The sequence below is a fragment of the Metabacillus fastidiosus NBRC 101226 genome (genome assembly GCF_001591625.1).
GTDB classification, from domain to species: domain Bacteria; phylum Bacillota; class Bacilli; order Bacillales; family Bacillaceae; genus Metabacillus; species Metabacillus fastidiosus.
Genome location: NZ_BCVG01000073.1, coordinates 1 through 19,586, shown reverse-complemented (window position 1 = coordinate 19,586; position 19,586 = coordinate 1). Strand labels below are relative to the sequence as shown.

Sequence of the window (19,586 nt, the reverse complement as noted above, 5' to 3'; positions counted from 1 at the left end):
TTACTGCTCGTTAAGGCTGGGATAAAAGGTGAGACATCCATTACACCATTTTAAGCAATGCGTCTCTGCCTTTTGTTCCAACAGTTATACCAAGCTCTTGCGCCCCATATGTGACAGATTCAAGCGGAGCCTCAAGCAATTGTTCAATCGTTCGTACTCCTACTGCTCTTCCTGCGATAATCCCTCGTTCTTTTAATTTTTCATTTAATAAACGAACGTCCAATGCTCCGCACATTATATACCCTTTATCATTGATAACAGCCATGAAATTCGTTTTAGGTAATGCTATCGTTATCGCAGTAAATTGTTTATCTTCAATGATAATTGGAGTCATTGTCACCATGTTTTCCACACTCCCTTCTCATACTATTTTTATGTATGAAAGGGAAAATCGTGAAAATATTAATCTATTTAGCTATACTTTTCGACTGCATCTTCCAAGCTAATAAATCACGTAATAATTCAGGCATGTAATAAATTTTTTGTTCAGCATTTCTTATTGCTGGGAAAAGCGATCCGAATGTAAACATATCAACAGTTGCCACAGCATAAAATTTATTGGGGTCCAAATTCTCTCCTTTGCATGTAACAGAGGTTACATGCAATTTTCCATCACTAAAACGTTCAGATTCTATTTCAATCCCATCATAAATCATTCTCCCCATTATCTTACCGCGAAATCCCAATCCTTTTAATTCTAATTTTTCTACCCTTTCCTCACGTGACTGAATAATAATTTCTTTTAATTCATCACCTTTTAAATATACTTTGCACGGATTAATTGGGTGTGGACAAATTTGATGTAAATCTTTCCGAGTAACAATTCCCTCCGACAGCGAGGCTAAAAGCATACCTGCATTCACCATGGCAATGTCTCCATCACACCATTCTTTAATCGATTGAACAAGAAATGTAGAAAATGGTGATTCGTTAAACCAGTCCATATTCAACTTTTCATCAAGAAACCCAACAGGATTCGAAAGAATATTTTCACACTCGATCGTCTTCTCTATAATCCATTTTTCCATTTCCATACATTTTTCTTCTGTCTCCATCTCAGTTAAGCTTGCCTTACATTGATAGAGTGCCTTCTTTTCCGTATCAATTGTTAACTCAACATGCCCGACATACTGTCCAAATTTGCCCGCACCTGCTAACAATGTTTTATTTATTTTAAGACCATTATCCAATGCGTGATGGGTGTGCCCTCCTAAAATAATATCTATATCCGGGAATTCTTTGGCGATCATTTCATCCTCATTTATCCCTAGGTGAGAAAGGAGTATAATAAAATCGACATGCTCCTTCACTTCCGCTATTGTCTCAAGCAGGCTTTGGAAAGGATCCTTAATCTTCCATTGTAAAAGTCCATAAAACTCTTCATAAAAAGCTGTAACACCAAGTATCGCTATTTTACAGCCACTTTTAAGTTTAATAATATCATACGGCTTAACCCAGTTTGGACGCTCATTGCATTCTGTATATAGATTGGACAGCACTACTGAAAAATTTGCATTATCATAAAGATGATTAAGCGCATCATGCGAAAATGTAATTCCTTCATTATTTCCAATTGTAACAGCATCAAATCGAAGTTTATTCAACATTTCAATATTTGCCTGTCCATTTGTCGCCTCAGTAATAGGATGAATGCGATCACAATGATCACCTATATCAAAGAGAAACATCTCTTCCCCATTATCAATATGCTCTTTTCTCTTTTTATTAACAAAACTCACAATCCGAGGCCAATTTGCGAAATGGCTGTGGAGATCATTTATATGATAAATGTGGATAGTTTCAAGCAAAATTCTCTCTCCTTAAAGGCTAATTAAAATATAAGAAAGTGTATTATCCTTTTATCATGGCTGCTCCCGTATAAAGAAAGCTTCTATTTTGGAACGGCTTACCTGCAGCACACATTTAAAATAAACCTTGATAAATAAGCCTTACACCTGCAACGATTAAAACAATTCTTAATAAATTAATAACAGCCTTGCTATTTAGTCTTGTATTAATATATGCACCGAGCTTCCCACCGAACCATGCACCAGGTATTAATGCACTCGCATAAAGCCAATTAATATTCCCAAGCGCAATATGGGCAACTGAACTTGTGCTTGCTGAAAGAAAGATAATAAACATAGATGTTGCAACTGCAATATGAGCCGGGAAGAAGAATAATAAAATCATGACTGGGACCATTAGAGCTCCGCCGCCAATACCGAATAGTCCTGAAATAAATCCAACGATGAAAGAAATAATAATTCCGACACTCGGACGATAGGAATAGATTTTTTCATTCCCGTCATCATCTATATATTTATGGATAATCCCTTTTGGTTCTGCATTTTTCTTCGGTTTTAGTTTATCTTTAAGCATAAGGATAATAGAAATAAAAATCATAAAAAGTCCAAACCAAATAGAAAAAGAAGAGGCATTAAACAGTTTATTTACATATGCTCCGACAATTCCTCCGGGTCCACTGCCAATGAAAAAAATCAATCCACTTTTATAATCTACTTTTTTATATTTAATATAAGATAACGTAGATGAAAGCCCAGTGAAAATGACGACAAGCAATGATGTGCCGACCGCAACCTGCGGTGTAACATTTTCAAAATGGGCAAAGTAATTCCCGATTACCAGCAAAAGAGGAACGACAATAATTCCTCCGCCTAAGCCGACCAGGCTGCCTATCGTTCCTGCTATAAGACCAATTATAATAAGTAAAATCCATTCCATAGTATTAGTATTCCACCAATCTTTTCATTATTTAAAACTCAAATAAATCGAGCTGTTTTGAAGCAAGCCCCTCATACTTCACTTCCATTAACTGAAGCATTTGTTTCGCATTATCTGCCGCATCTCCACCAGAATTATTATTAAATAACATATAGATTTTCTCTGATTGATTAGTTAATTTCATTATATGTTCTTTCCATTCCTTTAATTCTTCTTCATTATAACGATATAAATACCGTACTTCACGCCAACTGTCTCCTTGTGCTGGCTTTTTCCAGCCGTATACATTTCTTCCGTGAAGACGAATTAATGTTTTCTTCGAATCTGTTGCATGCAATACAGTAGGAATAGAACCTTCCCCTGCTTGCGGTTCATCACATATACTGTGAATCCATTTTTCCGATTCCATAAATTGAAGAGTTTTATCATAATAACTCGGTGAAAACCATGACTGATGGCGAAATTCAAGTGCCACCGGAAAGTCCTTCATCTGTTCTCTGCACAATTTTAAATATTGAACATTTTCTTTTTTACAGTCAAACCAAGGCGGGAACTGAAACAATACCATCGCAAGTTTATTACTGCTCATAAACGGCTGAATAGAATCGTTAAAAGCTGTAAACATTTCTTCTCGGCTATTAAAAGGAATTTCACCCCGTTGATGCCCAGTCATTCCCTGATATGCTTTTACGATAAATTGAAATGATTCAGGTGTCTCACTTACCCATTTTTCTACATTTCTTTTAGGCTGAACAGCATAAAAACTAGCATCAACTTCTACTGTTGGGAAATGGGCAGCATACTCTATAAGCTTGCTGCTCTTTGAAGTCGAGCTATATAAGCTGTCATGGTCACCCCATCCTGTTAATCCAACTAATAAATTATCCATTATCATACCTCTCAATTTATTATCATACAGTAATTTACATCTACATCATACTATTTTCTTATGAAGTAAGGGCTGACTATATCTTTTTCCTTATTTCTTTTATATAGCCTCATTATTTAGTATTAAACAAAAAAGAAAAAAGACTGACAAATTTGTCAGCCCTTTAATAGTAAAATTATCCGATAGAACCTTCCATCTCGAACTTGATCAGACGGTTCATTTCAACCGCATATTCCATCGGTAATTCTTTCGTAAATGGCTCAATGAAGCCCATAACGATCATTTCAGTCGCTTCTTCCTCAGAAATACCACGGCTCATGAGGTAGAATAATTGCTCCTCAGAAACTTTAGATACTTTCGCTTCATGCTCAAGTGAAATGTTATCATTTAAAATTTCATTGTAAGGGATTGTATCTGATGTAGACTTATTATCTAAAATTAATGTATCACATTCGATATTTGCTCTTGCACCATCAGCTTTACGTCCAAAATGAACGATTCCGCGATAAGATACTTTACCACCTTGTTTAGAGATCGATTTAGAAACGATCGTTGAAGATGTATTTGGAGCTAAGTGAATCATTTTCGCACCAGCATCTTGGTGTTGTCCTTTACCAGCAAGTGCAATAGATAATGTAGTACCACGTGCACCTTGGCCTTTAAGAATAACTGCTGGATATTTCATTGTAAGTTTAGAACCGATGTTTCCATCAATCCATTCCATTGTTGCATTCTCTTCACAAACCGCACGTTTTGTAACAAGGTTATAAACGTTATTTGCCCAGTTTTGAATTGTTGTATAACGGCAGTAAGCATCTTTCTTAATGACGATTTCAACAACCGCACTGTGTAAAGAGTTAGTTGTATAAACTGGTGCTGTACATCCTTCAACATAGTGAACATGTGCGCCTTCATCAACAATGATTAATGTACGCTCAAATTGTCCCATATTCTCAGAGTTAATACGGAAATATGCTTGAAGCGGAGTATCAACTTTAATACCTTTTGGTACGTAGATGAATGAACCACCAGACCATACAGCTGAGTTTAATGCAGCAAATTTATTGTCTGTTGGAGGAATAGTTTTTGCGAAATGCTGACGGAAAATGTCCTCATTTTCTTTTAAAGCAGTGTCCGTATCTTTAAATACGATTCCTAATGCTTCAAGATCTTCCTTCATGTTGTGATAAACAACCTCTGATTCGTATTGTGCAGATACACCTGCTAAATACTTTTGTTCTGCTTCAGGAATACCTAATTTATCAAATGTACGCTTGATTTCTTCAGGTACTTCATCCCAAGATTTTTCAGATTTCTCAGATGGTTTTACGTAATACGTAATTTCATCAAAGTTTAAAGAATTTAAATCTCCACCCCACTGTGGCATTGGCATATTATAAAAATGCTCTAAAGATTTCAAACGGAAATCAAGCATCCATTGTGGTTCACCTTTCATACGAGAAATTTCTTCAACGATTTCTTTCGTTAATCCTCGTTCTGAACGGAAGATCGAGACATCTTTATCGGCGAAGCCATATTTGTAATCGCCAATTTCAGGTGCTTTTTTTGCCATCCGTATTCACTCCAATCATTATAATTAAATTTTTCTTAGCTTTCCTTTTCGCTGTTTATCCCTTTTTCCATCGCCTTCCAGGCAAGTGTTGCACATTTAATTCGTGCAGGGAATTTAGCGACTCCTTGCAATGCTTCAATATCACCTAAATCTATACTGTCGTCGTATTCTTTTCCCTGCATCATATTCGAGAAGATAGAGGAAAGTTTTAACGCCGTATCCATAGATTGACCTTTAATTGCTTGTGTCATCATCGAAGCCGAGGACATAGAGATAGAACATCCTTCTCCTTCAAACTTCGCATCTTTCACAATGCCTTCTTCTAGTTTTAATGTCAGACGAATGCGATCACCACAAGTAGGGTTATTCATATCAATTGTCAAGCTGTCATCAAGTACACCCTTATTACGCGGATTCTTATAATGATCCATGATGACTTGACGATATAACGTGTCAAGATTCGCGTGATTAGACATTACCGAAGAACTCCTTTGTTTTTAAAATCCCTGCAACCAGTTTATCAATTTCTTCCTCTGTATTATAGAGGTAAAAACTTGCTCTTGCAGTCGCTGAAACATTTAGCCATTTCATGAGCGGCTGTGCACAATGATGGCCCGCGCGAACAGCAATACCTTCAGAGTCTAAAACAGTTGCAACGTCATGAGGATGAACATCATCGATATTGAATGTAACGACGCCTGCCCGTTCTTTCGGACCATAAATCGTTAAACCTTCAATTTCACTCATTCTCTCTAATGCATAATTTGCGAGTTTGTGTTCATGATCAAGAATATTATCTAAACCGATATCTTCAAGAAAATCAATTGCAGCACCTAAACCGATAGCACCAGCAATAATTGGTGTTCCAGCTTCGAATTTCCACGGAAGCTCTTTCCATGTAGATTCATAGAGACCGACAAAATCAATCATTTCACCGCCAGTTTCTACTGGTTCCATTTTTTCAAGAAGTTCTTTTTTTCCATATAAAACGCCGATTCCAGTAGGACCACACATTTTATGACTGGAAAAAGCAAAGAAATCACAATCCAAGTCTTGTACATCTACTTTTAAATGGGGTGCACTTTGGGCACCATCAACTACCATTACTGCGCCATTTTCATGAGCAATTTTTGCAATTTCTTTAATTGGATTAACCGTTCCTAAAACATTAGAAACATGCATCACAGAAACAACTTTTGTATTGCTTGTAACAGTTGCTCTTACATCCTCCAAAGAAATTGTACCGTCTTCTTGAAGCGGGATGTATTTTAGAACAGCCCCTGTAGACTTAGTAACCTGCTGCCATGGAATAATGTTTGCGTGATGCTCCATATAAGTGATAACAATTTCGTCACCTTCTTGCAGATGTCCGCCGCCGAAGCTTTGTGCAACAACATTTAATGATGTTGTTGCACCTCTTGTAAAGATTACTTCTTCAGTCGACTTGGCATTGATGAATCTTTTCACTTTTTCTCTTGCGCCTTCATAACCGTCAGTCGCTTTTGTCCCTAGTGTGTGGACACCTCTATGGACATTAGAATTATATTCACGATAGTATTTCGTTAAAGCTTCTATTACAGGAAGTGGCTTTTGGGAACTTGCCGCACTGTCTAAATACACAAGGTCATGGCCATTTACCTGCTGATCTAAAATAGGAAACTGTTTACGAATATCGTGGATATCCATTATCTTACTTTCCTTTCGATCACTTCAACTAATTGTTTTTTAACGCCCTCAATTGGTAGTTCATTTACCACTGGCGCTAAGAATCCGTGAATAACTAAACGTTCTGCTTCAGTTTGAGGAATACCACGGCTCATTAAGTAGAAAAGTTGAAGTGGATCAACACGTCCAACAGACGCAGCGTGACCAGCAGTTACATCATCTTCATCAATTAAAAGAATCGGGTTTGCATCCCCACGTGCTTTTTCACTTAGCATTAAAACACGAGATTCCTGCTCAGCATTTGCTTTTGTAGCACCATGCTCGATTTTACCGATACCATTAAAGATAGAAGAAGCACTGTCTTTCATAACTCCGTGCTTTAAGATATAGCCTTCAGAGTTTTTACCAAAGTGAATAACTTCTGTTGTAAAGTTTTGTGTTTGCTCTCCGCGGCCGACAACAACTGTTTTTGTATCACAGAATGAACCGTCACCGATTAATTTTGTAATATTATCAGAAATTGTGTCTCCGTCATTCATTAAACCTAAAGCCCATTCAATTCTTGCATCTCTGCCAGCGATACCGCGACGGTTTACATATGTTGTAACACCTTTAGCAATAGTGTCTACCGCACCATATGTTACTTTTGCATTTGCATTAGCAAATACTTCTGCAATGATATTAAAAACAGCTCCATCAGGCTCAACTGTTGAAATATAGTTTTCAACATATGTTAATGAACTGTTATCATCTGCTACAACAATAACATGATTGAATAAAGTTGTGTTTGCATTATCATGCACAAAAATAGCTTGAAGCGGCTCTTCTACTTCCACGTTTTTCGGTACATATACGAACACACCACCGTTTACTAATGCCGCATGTAATGCAGTTAAACGGTGCTCATCAACTTTAACGCCGTCTGTCATGAAGTACTTTTGAAGAAGCTCTCCATGTTCTTTTGCAGCTGTATGGATATCAGTTAAAATAACACCCTTATCTGCTAGATCACTTGATAATGAAGTGAAAACCGGGCTGTTATCAACTTGTACATATAAGTTTTTATCTTTTGCTTCTAAATCAATTAATGCTTTTACATCTTCATTTAAATCTTCTAATGACTGAACTTTATCATTTTTTACAATATGTTCGCTAAAATCTGTAAAGTTCCATTTGTCGATTTTTGTTTTATCTGGAGTTGGCATTGGTAAATCTTCCACTTTAGCAAAAGCTTGTACGCGAAGATCTGTCAGCCAACTCGGTTCACCAAGCTCTTTTGAAAAGCTTGAGACATAGTCCTGATTAATCGATAATTTCGTTTGCATTATGATCCCCCTTACGCTTATGCTTCTTGCCCAACAGTTTCGTCTTCAATACCTAATTCTTGTTTAATCCAATCGTATCCTTCAGCCTCTAAACGTTGTGCAAGTTCCGGACCGCCAGACTTAACAACGCGACCTTGCATCATTACATGTACTTTATCAGGAGTGATGTAGTTTAATAAACGTTGATAGTGAGTAATGATTAAACATCCAAAATCAGAACTGCGCATTTCGTTAATACCTTTTGAAACAACTTTAAGTGCATCGATATCAAGACCTGAGTCAATTTCATCAAGGATAGCGATTTTAGGCTCGATCATCATTAATTGAAGAATCTCATTACGTTTCTTTTCTCCACCTGAGAATCCTTCATTTAAATAGCGCTGTGCCATATCCGGATCCATTTCTAATACTTCCATATCAGCATCCATTTTGCGGATAAATTTCATTAATGAAATTTCATCGCCTTCTTCACGGCGAGCATTAATTGCTGAACGTAAGAAGTCTGCATTTGTTACACCACTGATTTCACTTGGGTATTGCATTGCTAAGAATAGACCTGCACGTGCGCGCTCATCTACTTCCATTTCTAAAACGTCTTCACCATCTAAAGTGATGCTTCCTTTAGTTACTTCATATTTTGGATGTCCCATAATTGCAGCAGATAAAGTTGATTTACCCGTACCGTTAGGACCCATTACCGCGTGGAATTCTCCACCTTTTATTTCAAGGTTTACACCTTTTAAAATTTCTTTTCCATCAATTTCTACATGTAGATCTTTAATTACTAAAGTCGAACCTGCCATTCTTATACCTCCAATATTATATAAAGTTTAATAATTCTCATTTTATTCTCATTCTTATATTATAACAAATCTAAACTGAATTCAACATATTGAGTTATTCCCATATAAAACTTCTACACAGGTTCATCCTATTTAGATTTTTTCATATAAGATAATTAAGAATTTTCCCATTTGCACCATGTTGTAATTAATTGTTGTTTTTTAAAAAAATCATTCTGTATAAGAGTCTATACTAGTTGCAATTTAAGTTCAATTACATCGACTCATTTCTTTTAAATCCACCTGCTATTTAACTTTTTTAGCTTTCTCCATTTTAATTTTTTCATACGAGATTCCATTTGCCCGCGAAAAAGAGCTTGCAGCAGTTAGCAGCAAGCTCTTTTTATTATTCTCCTTTAACTGGTAAAACAGCACCTTTATAGTTCTCTTTAATCCAGTTTTGAATTTCAGCTGATTGCAGAACTTCAATTAAGGCTTTAATTTCTTCTCTATTTTCATCACCTTCACGAACAACAACTAAGTTAACATATGGATTGTTGTCCGGTGATTCTAATGCGATTGAATCTTTAGACGGATCTAAACCAGCATCCATCGCGAAGTTTCCGTTAATTAACACTGCATCGCCTTCATCATTTTCATAGGCTTTCGTAAGCATTGCTGGTTCAATATCAGCTTTAAACTCTAATTTTTTAGGGTTTTCAGCGATATCTTCCACTGTTGCAGCTGTTTTCTCAACGCCTTCTTTTAATACAATCAGACCTTTTTCCTCAAGCATTGAAAGCATACGTCCATGATCGGCAACAGAGTTACTCATAATAATTGTCGCTCCATCAGGAAGTTCATCTAATGATTTATATTTTTTTGAATAAACACCAATCGGCTCAATATGAACTCCGCCAATACTTACAAATTTATAGCCATTATCTGCAATTTGCTGTTTTAAATAAGGCTCATGCTGGAAAAAGTTCGCATCAATTGCTTTTTCCTCAAGAGATTTGTTCGGTAATACATAGTCTGTAAACTCAGTAATCTCTAAATCAATTCCTTTTTCTTTTAACAACGGTTTAGCTTGTTCTAAAATCTCGTAATGAGGTACTGGAGACGCTCCAACTTTTAGAGTTTTAGTCTCAGAAGCACCTTCATTCTTTGTTTCATTGCCTTGACTTTCGTTCTTACTTCCCTGATCTCCGCTTCCGCATGCTACTAAAACTGCCGCGAAAACTGCAAAGATCATTGTTAATAATACTTTTTTCAATTTTCTTCCCCCTATCTTTTATCAATTGCTTTAGTTATAATATCCCCAATAAATTGGATGATAAAAACAATAATTAGAATAAAAATAGTCGCGATAATAGTAACTTCTGTATTTCCTCGGTTAAACCCTTCTAAAAATGCAAGGTTTCCAAGTCCGCCAGCCCCAATTGCACCGGCCATCGCTGTATATCCAATAAGAGCAATCGCCGTAACTGTAATACCAGATACTAAAGCAGGCATTGATTCCGGAAGCAACACTTTGAAAATAATGGTACTTGTTTTCGCCCCCATTGATTTCGCCGCTTCAATTACCCCTTTATCTATTTCTCTTAACGCTATCTCTACCATTCTAGCATAAAATGGTGCTGCTCCAATAATTAAAGCTGGTAATGCTGCATTTGCACCTAATATTGTACCGACAATAAATTTAGTAAAAGGTAACAATAGAATAATTAAAATAATAAAAGGTATCGACCTGCCAATATTGACTATTGCACCAATAATAATATTCACGGTTCTGCCAATAACAACAATAATAGGCTTATTTCCCGTAAGATTATTATTTGATGTTAAGAACAGGAGCAATCCTAATATTAATCCTAAAATAAAAGTAGCTATAACTGATAAACCCGTCATATAAACTGTTTCATATGTTGCACTCCATACTTTTTCCCAGTTCACTTCAGGTAATAGCTGTTCAAGCATGAGCTATGACCTCCACTTCTACTCGTTCATTTTCAATAAATTGGAGCACCTTCACAAGCTCATTTTCATCCCCATCAATATGAATAAATAATGTACCGTAAGAACCACCTTGTGTCTGTGATATTTTACCTTGAAGAATATTCACATTCACCTGAAACTTCCGGATAATATTTGTTATTAAAGGCTGTTCCGCCGCTTCACCGACAAACGCTAATTTCAATACTTTCCCACTCGGGTATTGTTCAAGTAAGTGTTCCACTGTTTCATTCGTTCCAAGCGGTTCCGTTACTTGCTGAACGAAACGTTTTGTTATTTGCTGTTCCGGATTTTTAAATACATTAAGAACATCCCCATGCTCAACAATTTGTCCGTTTTCCATTACTGCCACACGATGGCATATTTTCCTAATAACATGCATTTCATGTGTAATCAAAACAATTGTCAAACCTAATCTCTTATTTATATCTACTAATAATTCCAATATAGAATCAGTCGTTTGCGGATCAAGAGCCGATGTTGCCTCATCACATAATAACACTTTAGGATTATTTGCTAACGCCCTTGCAATTCCGACCCTCTGCTTTTGACCTCCACTCAGCTGCGACGGGTATGCATCTTCCCTGCCCTCAAGTCCTACTAGTTTAATAAGTTCGTCCACACGCTTTAATCGCTCATTTTTCTTCACACCGGCAATCTCCAGCGGAAAGGCGATATTTTCCCTGACCGTTCTTGACCATAACAAATTGAAATGCTGAAAAATCATGCTTATTTCCTGGCGTGCTTTCCTTAATTCACGTCCATTTATGCGTTCAATTGTTCGTCCTGCGACATTGACAGAACCACTTGTAGGTTTCTCTAGACCATTAAGCAGACGAATAAGTGTACTTTTCCCAGCACCGCTATAGCCGATAATCCCAAAAATTTCGCCTTTCTCTATTTGTAAGTTTACCGAATCAACTGCTTTGACATTTCCGCTTTTTAATCTATATAACTTTACTACATTACTAAGCTTTATCATCTCGTCACCTCTTCCCTAACAATATTTTATTATACATAAAAAACTTTTCGATTGAAGAAAAAATAAAGAAAATCCAACATTCTCCTGTTATTATTCCTATTTTAAAAAAACTTTCCTAATACATATTATACATACCCGTTTAGTATGATATCAATTTACTATGTTATTAAAATATTGTCAATTATATCTTCATCTTCTAAATTGTTACAAGTTCCTAAATTACATAAAAAGGACACTCCTATTATTAAGAGTGTCGAAATATGAAATCAACAATTATTTCCTGAGAAATATGTCAAACTACGCTATATATTGCTTCAATTTCTCATGCAGATAACCAACAGATTGGAAAGCATATATCTTTTCCTTTAAAATGCCCTTTTCAAAAACTAACAAACAAGGAACACTTTCAATTTCCCAATCCTTCGCTTCAGCTGGAAAGTAGTTTAAATTTATTTCATATATATTTAATGAAGGCATTAGCTCATCAATGACCGTTAACATACGTTTTGCGAGCTGGCATGTACCGCATAAAGGTGTATGCAAATATAAAAATATATTTTCATCTTCATTAATTGCAATCGTTTGCTCGTTCCATTCGATCATAAGTTTCACTAAAACCTTTCTCTATAGAAATTTAGCATTAACATCAATATTTGCACTTAGTAAAACAGCTGCAATATGATAATCGGGAGCCGTTGCTACTTCACGATATGTTTTATCAATATATAAATGCGATGCTTCAGGGAATTCCCGCTTAAATTGCTTTCTAAGCCTTTCACCAGCCCTGTCAGCATCAACTAAAATATAAACATCACGAAGAAACAATTCATCTATTAATTCATCAAGCTTAGCGAGACTTATCGTTCCATTTGTACAAATAATTTCAATTGGCTCATTTACAACACTAAGCACTTTCTCTTTGTCAGATTTCCCTTCCACAATCAGTACTTTTTCAACCTCAACTACCGACATGAACATCACCTATTTTCAAATTAAAAGCATTTATAATAATCTATTCGATCTGCCAGTGTTGTTTCCTTTTCTTAAAAGAAAACGGCTGTTAATTATATGCTAATAGTTAATGTATGGAACAAACCTTATATAATATAGATTTTGGAAATGCTTCAGTTCTTAATAGGCAGAACTTAACTCTCATTTATCATTTTGCTATATTGTTCTGCTGTCATTAAGCTATCAATTTCATTTAAATCAGTCGGTTTAATGACAACCATCCATGCTTTTTCATACGGTGATTCATTGACGAATTCTGGACTGTCATCAAGTTCACCATTCACTTCTATTACTTCACCGCTAATTGGTGCATATAATTCTGAAACTGTTTTTACAGATTCAAGGCTTCCGAAAGGCTCATCAGCTTGAATTACTTTACCGATCTCTGGAAGTTCAACGAATACTATATCACCCAGTTCTGATTGAGCAAATTGAGTAATACCAATTCTTACTTTATCCCCCTCGACTTTTACCCACTCATGTTCTTTTGAATAACGTAATTGTTCTGGCACGCTCATTTCTATTCCTCCGCTTCTTTATAGACAGTGTTAGGTTATTTTCCCCAAACTTCTTGAAATTCTTCTTCTTTAAAACCGACTGTTACTTTATTATTCCCAGCAACAAGCGGTCTTTTTATAAGCATTCCATCTGAGGCCAGCAGCTCAAGCACTTCATCCTCAGACATCTCTTTCAACTTATCTTTTAATCCTAATTCACGATATTTTTTACCGCTCGTATTTAAAAATTTCTTCAGCTCTAATCCACTATTTTCATAAAATGTTTTTAACTCCTCTTTACTAGGGGGAGCTTCTACAATATGTACTGCTTCAAAATCAGCTTGTCTATTTTCTAACCATTTTTTTGCGTTTCTGCAAGTACCGCATTTCGGGTACCAGTATAATTTCAATGACATTTCTTACACCACCTACTCAGTTATTCAATAACTGTATTTTATCATATCAATATAGACATAAGCTATTAAACTTATCCGCTTGAAACTAAACAGCAGACTATCTTTTTAAGACAGTCTGCTTTCTCTTACTATACTGTATATCCCTCATTATTAATAAGTGACTCGGCAATTTTCCTTTTCTTCTCAATCACATTCATCGGTGTATGCCGTATTAATCTGCGTAAAGCAGTAAGCAGCATCCTTAAAGAATCACCGCTTTCCATTGAAATTAATGATTCTTTTGCATCAGCTTCTATTTCATTTATTGCTTCCTGACAAAATACTTGTGTATATAAAATCTTTAGTTTATTCTTTTCATCTCCTGTTGCTGACAGTGCCTTTTCTGTTCTTAAAATGGCTGATTCCATCGCATATATATTGCTGGTAATATCAGCAATATTAACTAATAATTCTTGTTCATCCTGTAGAGATTGACCGTATTTTTGTACTGCTGCTCCTGCGGTGACAAGAGCAATTTTCTTTGCATTTTTCAATAAATATTTCTCCTGATCAAGCAGCCCTTCCCCAGGTTCTTCTGGAATAAACATCATGAGTTCCTTCTGTATCTCCTTTGCTTTTTGAAATAGCGGAAGTTCCCCCTTCATCGCTTTCTTCAAAAAAGTTCCAGGTACAAGAAGACGGTTTATTTCATTCGTTCCTTCAAAAATTCGATTAATACGTGAATCCCGATAAGCTCTCTCTACTTCATATTCAGCCATAAACCCATAGCCTCCATGAATTTGTACAGCTTCATCAGCAATATAGTCTAATGTTTCGGAACCGAATACTTTATTAAGTGAACATTCAATCGTATATTCTGCAATAGACGCTGCAGTCTCCTTAGGATCTTTCAACTGTTCCCTTGACAGACTCCCCATTTTTTCCTCAAATAAACCAACTGTCCGGTAAACAGAGCTCTCCGTTACATATGTTTTCACCGCCATATTTGCGAGTTTTTCCTGAATGAGCGGAAATTTCACAAGCTCTTTTTTAAATTGCGTCCTCTCACTTGCATATTTAACCGAAACATCAATTAATCTTTTAGAAGCACCGATTGTTCCTACAGCCAATTTATAGCGTCCGATATTTAATATATTAAAAGCGATAACATGACCTCTTCCAATCTCTCCAAGCAAATTCTCTTTCGGTACGAGTGCATCTTCTAAAATTAATGTTCTTGTAGAAGATCCTTTAATACCCATTTTCTTCTCTTCTGGACCGGTTGAAACACCGCTGAACTCCCTTTCAACGATAAATGCAGAGAAATGTTCTCCATCTACTTTTGCATATACGATAAATACATCAGCAAAGCTGGAATTCGTAATCCACTGCTTCTCTCCATTTAATACATAATGAGTCCCTTCTCTATTTAATCTCGCAGTCGTCTTCGCACTAAGTGCATCTGAACCGGAGCTTGGTTCTGTTAATGCATATGCAGCAATTTTTTCCCCAGCAGCTAATGATGGTAAGTACTGCTGCTTTTGCTGTTCATTTCCGAAAAAAACGATCGGCAATGTTCCAATTCCAACATGTGCACCGAATGAAAGCGAAAAACTGCCTGCGCGGGCAAATTTCTCTGTAATTAAAGCTGAACTGATTTTATCTAATCCGAGACCGCCATACTCCTCTTGAACATCTGCTCCTAATAAACCGAGCTCTCCTGCCTGCTTTAAAAGCTTGACTGATTTATCGAATTGATGGTTCTCAATATCTTCTAAATGTGGCAGCACTTCATTTCCAATAAAATCTTCTGTCGTTTTCGCTATCATTTTATGTTCATCTGTAAATTGTTCAGGAGTATATATTTGTTCATGCGAAACGTCCTCAATTAAAAAGCTTCCACCTTTAACCGCTTTTTTCATGATTCATTCCCCCAGACTATTTTTAAAGCAGTTCAAATACAGCCGCTGCTCCCATACCTCCGCCAATACACATCGTCACAATACCAAATTGCTCATTCCGTCTTTTCATCTCATGAATTAATGTTAATGTGAGCTTTGTTCCAGTACAGCCAAGCGGATGTCCGAGAGCGATTGCTCCTCCGTTCACATTTACTTTCTCTTCATCTAAACCAAGCTCTCTAATTACTTGTATCGATTGTGAAGCAAATGCTTCATTTAATTCAAATAGTCCAATATCTGATAATTCTAGACCTGCATATTTCAGAGCTTTCGGAACAGCAGCAACTGGACCGATTCCCATTACTTCCGGCGGTACCCCGCCAACAGCAAATGAGCGGAATTTCACAAGTGGTATATATCCTAGCGAACGAGCTTTTTCTGCGTCCATCACCATGACGGCTGCAGCTCCGTCACTCGTCTGACTTGCATTTCCAGCAGTGACAGAACCATCTTTTGCAAATACAGGACGTAAACCTGCAAGCACATCCATGTTCGTATCGCTGCGTACACCTTCGTCTTTTAAAAAGAAAATCTTTCTTTCCTCTAACTTATGGTCAGCATTAATTTCTCGGACTGAAACATCGACTGGAACAATTTCATCAAGGAATTTTCCTCCCTGAATTGCTTTAGCAGCCCTCTTATGGCTTCTTACAGCAAATGCATCCTGATCCTCCCTGCTTACTCCGTACTTTTTCGCTACTTGCTCAGCAGTATGTCCCATGCTCATATAATATTCTGGAGTTTCTTCCGCCAGCTTCACATTCGGTCTAATGACATGGCCCATCATCGGTACAAGGCTCATTGATTCCGCTCCGCCTGCAATAATTGTATTTGCATGGCCAATCATAATTTTTTCCGCAGCGAAAGCAATTGATTGCAGACCTGATGAGCAGTAACGGTTAATCGTAATTGCTGGAACAGTATACGGCAGCCCTGCCAACGCCCCGATTGTTCTTGCCATATTCATCCCTTGTTCTGCTTCCGGCATAGCACAGCCGATAATTAGATCATCAATATCTCCGTTATAATCTCCTGCTCTTCTAAGTGTCTCTTTCACAACCAAAGCACCTAAATCATCCGGTCTTACATTTTTCAATGTCCCTTTCTTCGCTCTGCCTATCGGTGTTCTTGCTCCTGTAACAATGACCGCTTCCCTCACTTTACCCCCTCCATTTCTCTGTTAATTTCTTAAAGGTTTTCCTTTTGTGAGCATATGCTGCATCCGGGCATGAGTTTTTGCTTCTGCTGCTAAACTTAAGAAAGCTTCTCGCTCTAAATCTAATAAATATTGTTCATCAACTTCTGTTCCAAATGATATTTTCCCACCTGCAATAACATATGCCAGCTTCTTCGCAATATGGAAATCATAATCTGAAATATAACCTGATAAGCGCATAGACTGCGCACCAAGCAGCATTGCCGCATATCCTGTCTCGCCAACAACAGGAACCTTCTTTCTTACCGGCGGCTTATAACCAGATTCATATAATGAGAGAACAAGCTGCTTTGCATCATATAATAAATGATCATTATTAATGCTGATTTGATCTTTTTCACTTAAAAAGTACAGATCCTTTGCGTCCGTGGCTGATGTTGATACTTTTGCTGTTGCTACAGTTTCAAAAACTTTGTTTGCAACGGTTTGTAAATCAAATTCCACTCCATCTGGAATGCTGTTTAAACATTTCATATATAATTCTTTATTGCCCCCGCCGCCCGGAATTAAGCCGACACCTGTTTCTACTAATCCAATATACGTTTCACTTGATGCTTGAATTCTGGCTGCAGGTAAACAAATTTCTGCTCCTCCGCCTAAAGTCATACCGAATGGTGCTGCTACAATCGGCTTAGGACTGTATTTTATTTTCATCATTGCCTGCTGGAACTTGCGAACGATAAAATCAATTTCAAATAGGTTGTCATCAAGTGCTTCCATCAGAATCATTCCAAGATTCGCTCCGACAGAGAAGTTTTTCCCTCTATTACCAATGACGAGTCCTTTATAATTTCCTTCTATTTCCTCAACGGCAAAATTAATCATTTGGATGATATCAAAACCGATCGCATTGCTCTTTGAATGAAATTCTAATAAAGCGACCCCGTCTCCTATATCAATCAGACTCGCTCCACTATTTTTCTTTATTACTCGATTTTTTTCTTTAAGTATGTTTAAATTCATTTCCTTATAGTTTTTAACTAGTTTCTCGTATTCCCCATTATGATAGAAAAGGTGTTCATCACCTTCCTTTTTATAAAAACTGTCATAACCCTTTTCAAGCATTTCTCTTATCCAGACAGGCACTTCCTGACCATCAGCCTCCATCTTCTTAATCGCCTTATCGACACCTATCGCGTCCCATATTTCAAATGGGCCTAATTCCCATCCAAATCCCCATTTCATCGCTTGATCGACAGAAACAAGATCATGTGCTATTTCATGCCGTAATCTTGCACAATATAAAAGGGTCGAGCTTATTATTTTCCACAAAAATATAGAAACACGATCTTCTGAATAAACGGTTGTTTTTAGTCTTTCTGTCAACTGCCTCTGCTGCTTAACTGCTTCAATAGAGGAAGAAGTCAATTTTTTAACCTTTTCATAAGAAAAGGACTCTAAATTTAATTGGAGAATTTCCTTGCCCTCTTTTTTATAAAAACCTTGCGAAGACTTGCTTCCCAACCATTTTCTTTTAATCATATCTTCCATAAAGAAGGGGATTTTAAATAATTCTTTCTCTTCCTTCTCTACTTTCTCATAGACATTTTTCGCTACATAACTAAATGTATCAAGACCGACTACGTCTAAAGTACGAAATGTGGCACTTTTCGGACGACCAATAAAAGTACCAGTTATAGAGTCCACTTCGCCAACTGTAAATTTCCCTTTAATCATTTCTTCAATAGTTATAAGAAGACCATATGTTCCTATCCTATTCGCAATAAAATTTGGTGTGTCTTTCGCCTCAATCACACCTTTTCCGAGTACACCCTCACCGAATTTCTTCATAAAAGAAAGTACATCTTTATTCGTATATTTCGTCGGAATTAATTCCAGTAGCTTCATATATCTGGGAGGATTAAAAAAATGAGTGCCGAGGAAATGCTCTCGAAAATCAGGTGAACGTCCGGCAACCATTGCTTCAACCGATACTCCAGAAGTGTTCGAACTAATAATACTTCCTAGTCTGCGATGCTGGTCCACAAGCTCAAATATATGCTGTTTAACAGATAATTTCTCAACAACTGCTTCAATAATCCAATCAGCATGAGCCAGTTTCTTTACATCATCTTCTAAATTTCCTATTTCAATTAAATGTATATTAGACTTTGATGTGAACGGTGCCGGTTTTTCCTTTAATAATCTTTTTAGAGCATTATTTGCAAGCCTATTCCGAACAAGTTCATCTTTAAATGTAAGTCTCTGTTTCTCTTCCACATCCGTTAACTTGTTTGGGACAATATCAAGTAAGAGCACTTGAATTCCAATGTTCGCTAAATGCGCAGCAATTTTAGAACCCATTACTCCAGAGCCGAGAACAGCTGCTTTCCGAATATGGCTGATCATATATACTCCCCTTTCTATACTTGAATGAATACTCATTCATTTTTACTGTTAGAAAAGTAATTTTAGAATCATTTTCGCTATTTAATTAAAATGTTCACTAGTTTATACGATAGGATACAGCATCATTTAAGTGAAGAGAATGGAAGAAAGCCGAACTTTATAAAGTGAAACTTCTATCAG

At 36.7% G+C, this 19,586-nt stretch carries 19 protein-coding genes; all 19 read right to left on the bottom strand.

Annotation, left to right across the window (positions count from 1 at the left end):
- Window positions 1-40: 40 nt before the first annotated feature.
- Complete coding sequence (locus BFA01S_RS15500) at window positions 41-343, bottom strand: YunC family protein (protein ID WP_066232533.1); 303 nt, start codon at window positions 341-343, stop codon at window positions 41-43.
- A 64-nt stretch (window positions 344-407) separates the two neighbouring features.
- On the bottom strand, window positions 408-1,808 hold the full coding sequence (locus BFA01S_RS15495) for a bifunctional metallophosphatase/5'-nucleotidase (protein ID WP_066232531.1): 1,401 nt from the start codon (window positions 1,806-1,808) through the stop codon (window positions 408-410).
- Between the two features lie 115 nt (window positions 1,809-1,923).
- Window positions 1,924-2,745: a sulfite exporter TauE/SafE family protein gene (locus BFA01S_RS15490; RefSeq protein ID WP_066232528.1), complete on the bottom strand. Its 822-nt coding sequence runs from the start codon at window positions 2,743-2,745 to the stop codon at window positions 1,924-1,926.
- Between the two features lie 31 nt (window positions 2,746-2,776).
- A complete protein-coding gene (locus tag BFA01S_RS15485; protein ID WP_066232525.1) occupies window positions 2,777-3,634 on the bottom strand; it encodes a DUF72 domain-containing protein in 858 nt (285 codons plus the stop codon).
- A 175-nt stretch (window positions 3,635-3,809) separates the two neighbouring features.
- Window positions 3,810-5,207 carry a Fe-S cluster assembly protein SufB gene (sufB, locus tag BFA01S_RS15480; protein ID WP_066232521.1) on the bottom strand — a complete coding sequence of 466 codons (1,398 nt, stop codon included), beginning with the start codon at window positions 5,205-5,207 and terminating at the stop codon, window positions 3,810-3,812.
- A 35-nt stretch (window positions 5,208-5,242) separates the two neighbouring features.
- On the bottom strand, window positions 5,243-5,683 hold the full coding sequence (gene sufU / locus BFA01S_RS15475) for a Fe-S cluster assembly sulfur transfer protein SufU (protein ID WP_066232518.1): 441 nt from the start codon (window positions 5,681-5,683) through the stop codon (window positions 5,243-5,245).
- Complete coding sequence (locus BFA01S_RS15470; protein WP_066232515.1) at window positions 5,676-6,893, bottom strand: cysteine desulfurase; 1,218 nt, start codon at window positions 6,891-6,893, stop codon at window positions 5,676-5,678. Before BFA01S_RS15470 ends, sufU begins: the two co-directional genes overlap by 8 nt.
- Window positions 6,893-8,203, bottom strand: a complete 1,311-nt coding sequence (gene sufD, locus BFA01S_RS15465; protein WP_066232512.1) for a Fe-S cluster assembly protein SufD — start codon at window positions 8,201-8,203, stop codon at window positions 6,893-6,895. Before sufD ends, BFA01S_RS15470 begins: the two co-directional genes overlap by 1 nt.
- Before the next feature lie 11 nt (window positions 8,204-8,214).
- Window positions 8,215-9,000: a Fe-S cluster assembly ATPase SufC gene (sufC, locus tag BFA01S_RS15460; protein ID WP_066232509.1), complete on the bottom strand. Its 786-nt coding sequence runs from the start codon at window positions 8,998-9,000 to the stop codon at window positions 8,215-8,217.
- A 385-nt stretch (window positions 9,001-9,385) separates the two neighbouring features.
- Window positions 9,386-10,255, bottom strand: coding sequence for a MetQ/NlpA family ABC transporter substrate-binding protein (locus tag BFA01S_RS15455; RefSeq protein ID WP_066232507.1), 870 nt, complete (start codon window positions 10,253-10,255; stop codon window positions 9,386-9,388).
- A gap of 11 nt (window positions 10,256-10,266) precedes the next feature.
- Window positions 10,267-10,959, bottom strand: coding sequence for a methionine ABC transporter permease (locus BFA01S_RS15450; RefSeq protein WP_066232504.1), 693 nt, complete (start codon window positions 10,957-10,959; stop codon window positions 10,267-10,269).
- Window positions 10,952-11,977, bottom strand: coding sequence for a methionine ABC transporter ATP-binding protein (locus BFA01S_RS15445; RefSeq protein WP_066232502.1), 1,026 nt, complete (start codon window positions 11,975-11,977; stop codon window positions 10,952-10,954). The genes BFA01S_RS15450 and BFA01S_RS15445 overlap by 8 nt, the downstream gene beginning before the upstream one ends.
- 297 nt (window positions 11,978-12,274) lie before the next feature.
- Window positions 12,275-12,580: a thioredoxin family protein gene (locus BFA01S_RS15440; RefSeq protein WP_066232535.1), complete on the bottom strand. Its 306-nt coding sequence runs from the start codon at window positions 12,578-12,580 to the stop codon at window positions 12,275-12,277.
- Window positions 12,581-12,601: 21 nt separating this feature from the next.
- A complete protein-coding gene (locus BFA01S_RS15435) occupies window positions 12,602-12,949 on the bottom strand; it encodes a toprim domain-containing protein (RefSeq protein WP_066232500.1) in 348 nt (115 codons plus the stop codon).
- A 173-nt stretch (window positions 12,950-13,122) separates the two neighbouring features.
- Window positions 13,123-13,506: a glycine cleavage system protein GcvH gene (gene gcvH, locus BFA01S_RS15430; protein WP_066232497.1), complete on the bottom strand. Its 384-nt coding sequence runs from the start codon at window positions 13,504-13,506 to the stop codon at window positions 13,123-13,125.
- 35 nt (window positions 13,507-13,541) lie between these two features.
- The gene (locus BFA01S_RS15425; RefSeq protein WP_066232495.1) at window positions 13,542-13,901 is read right to left on the bottom strand and encodes an arsenate reductase family protein; all 360 of its coding nucleotides are present in this window, start codon (window positions 13,899-13,901) and stop codon (window positions 13,542-13,544) included.
- A gap of 128 nt (window positions 13,902-14,029) precedes the next feature.
- Window positions 14,030-15,802: an acyl-CoA dehydrogenase family protein gene (locus BFA01S_RS15420; RefSeq protein WP_066232492.1), complete on the bottom strand. Its 1,773-nt coding sequence runs from the start codon at window positions 15,800-15,802 to the stop codon at window positions 14,030-14,032.
- A 22-nt stretch (window positions 15,803-15,824) separates the two neighbouring features.
- A complete protein-coding gene (locus tag BFA01S_RS15415) occupies window positions 15,825-17,000 on the bottom strand; it encodes an acetyl-CoA C-acetyltransferase (RefSeq protein WP_066232489.1) in 1,176 nt (391 codons plus the stop codon).
- A 21-nt stretch (window positions 17,001-17,021) separates the two neighbouring features.
- Entirely contained in the window at window positions 17,022-19,403 is a 2,382-nt protein-coding gene (locus tag BFA01S_RS15410) for a 3-hydroxyacyl-CoA dehydrogenase/enoyl-CoA hydratase family protein (protein WP_174521606.1), read from the bottom strand.
- Window positions 19,404-19,586: the final 183 nt, after the last annotated feature.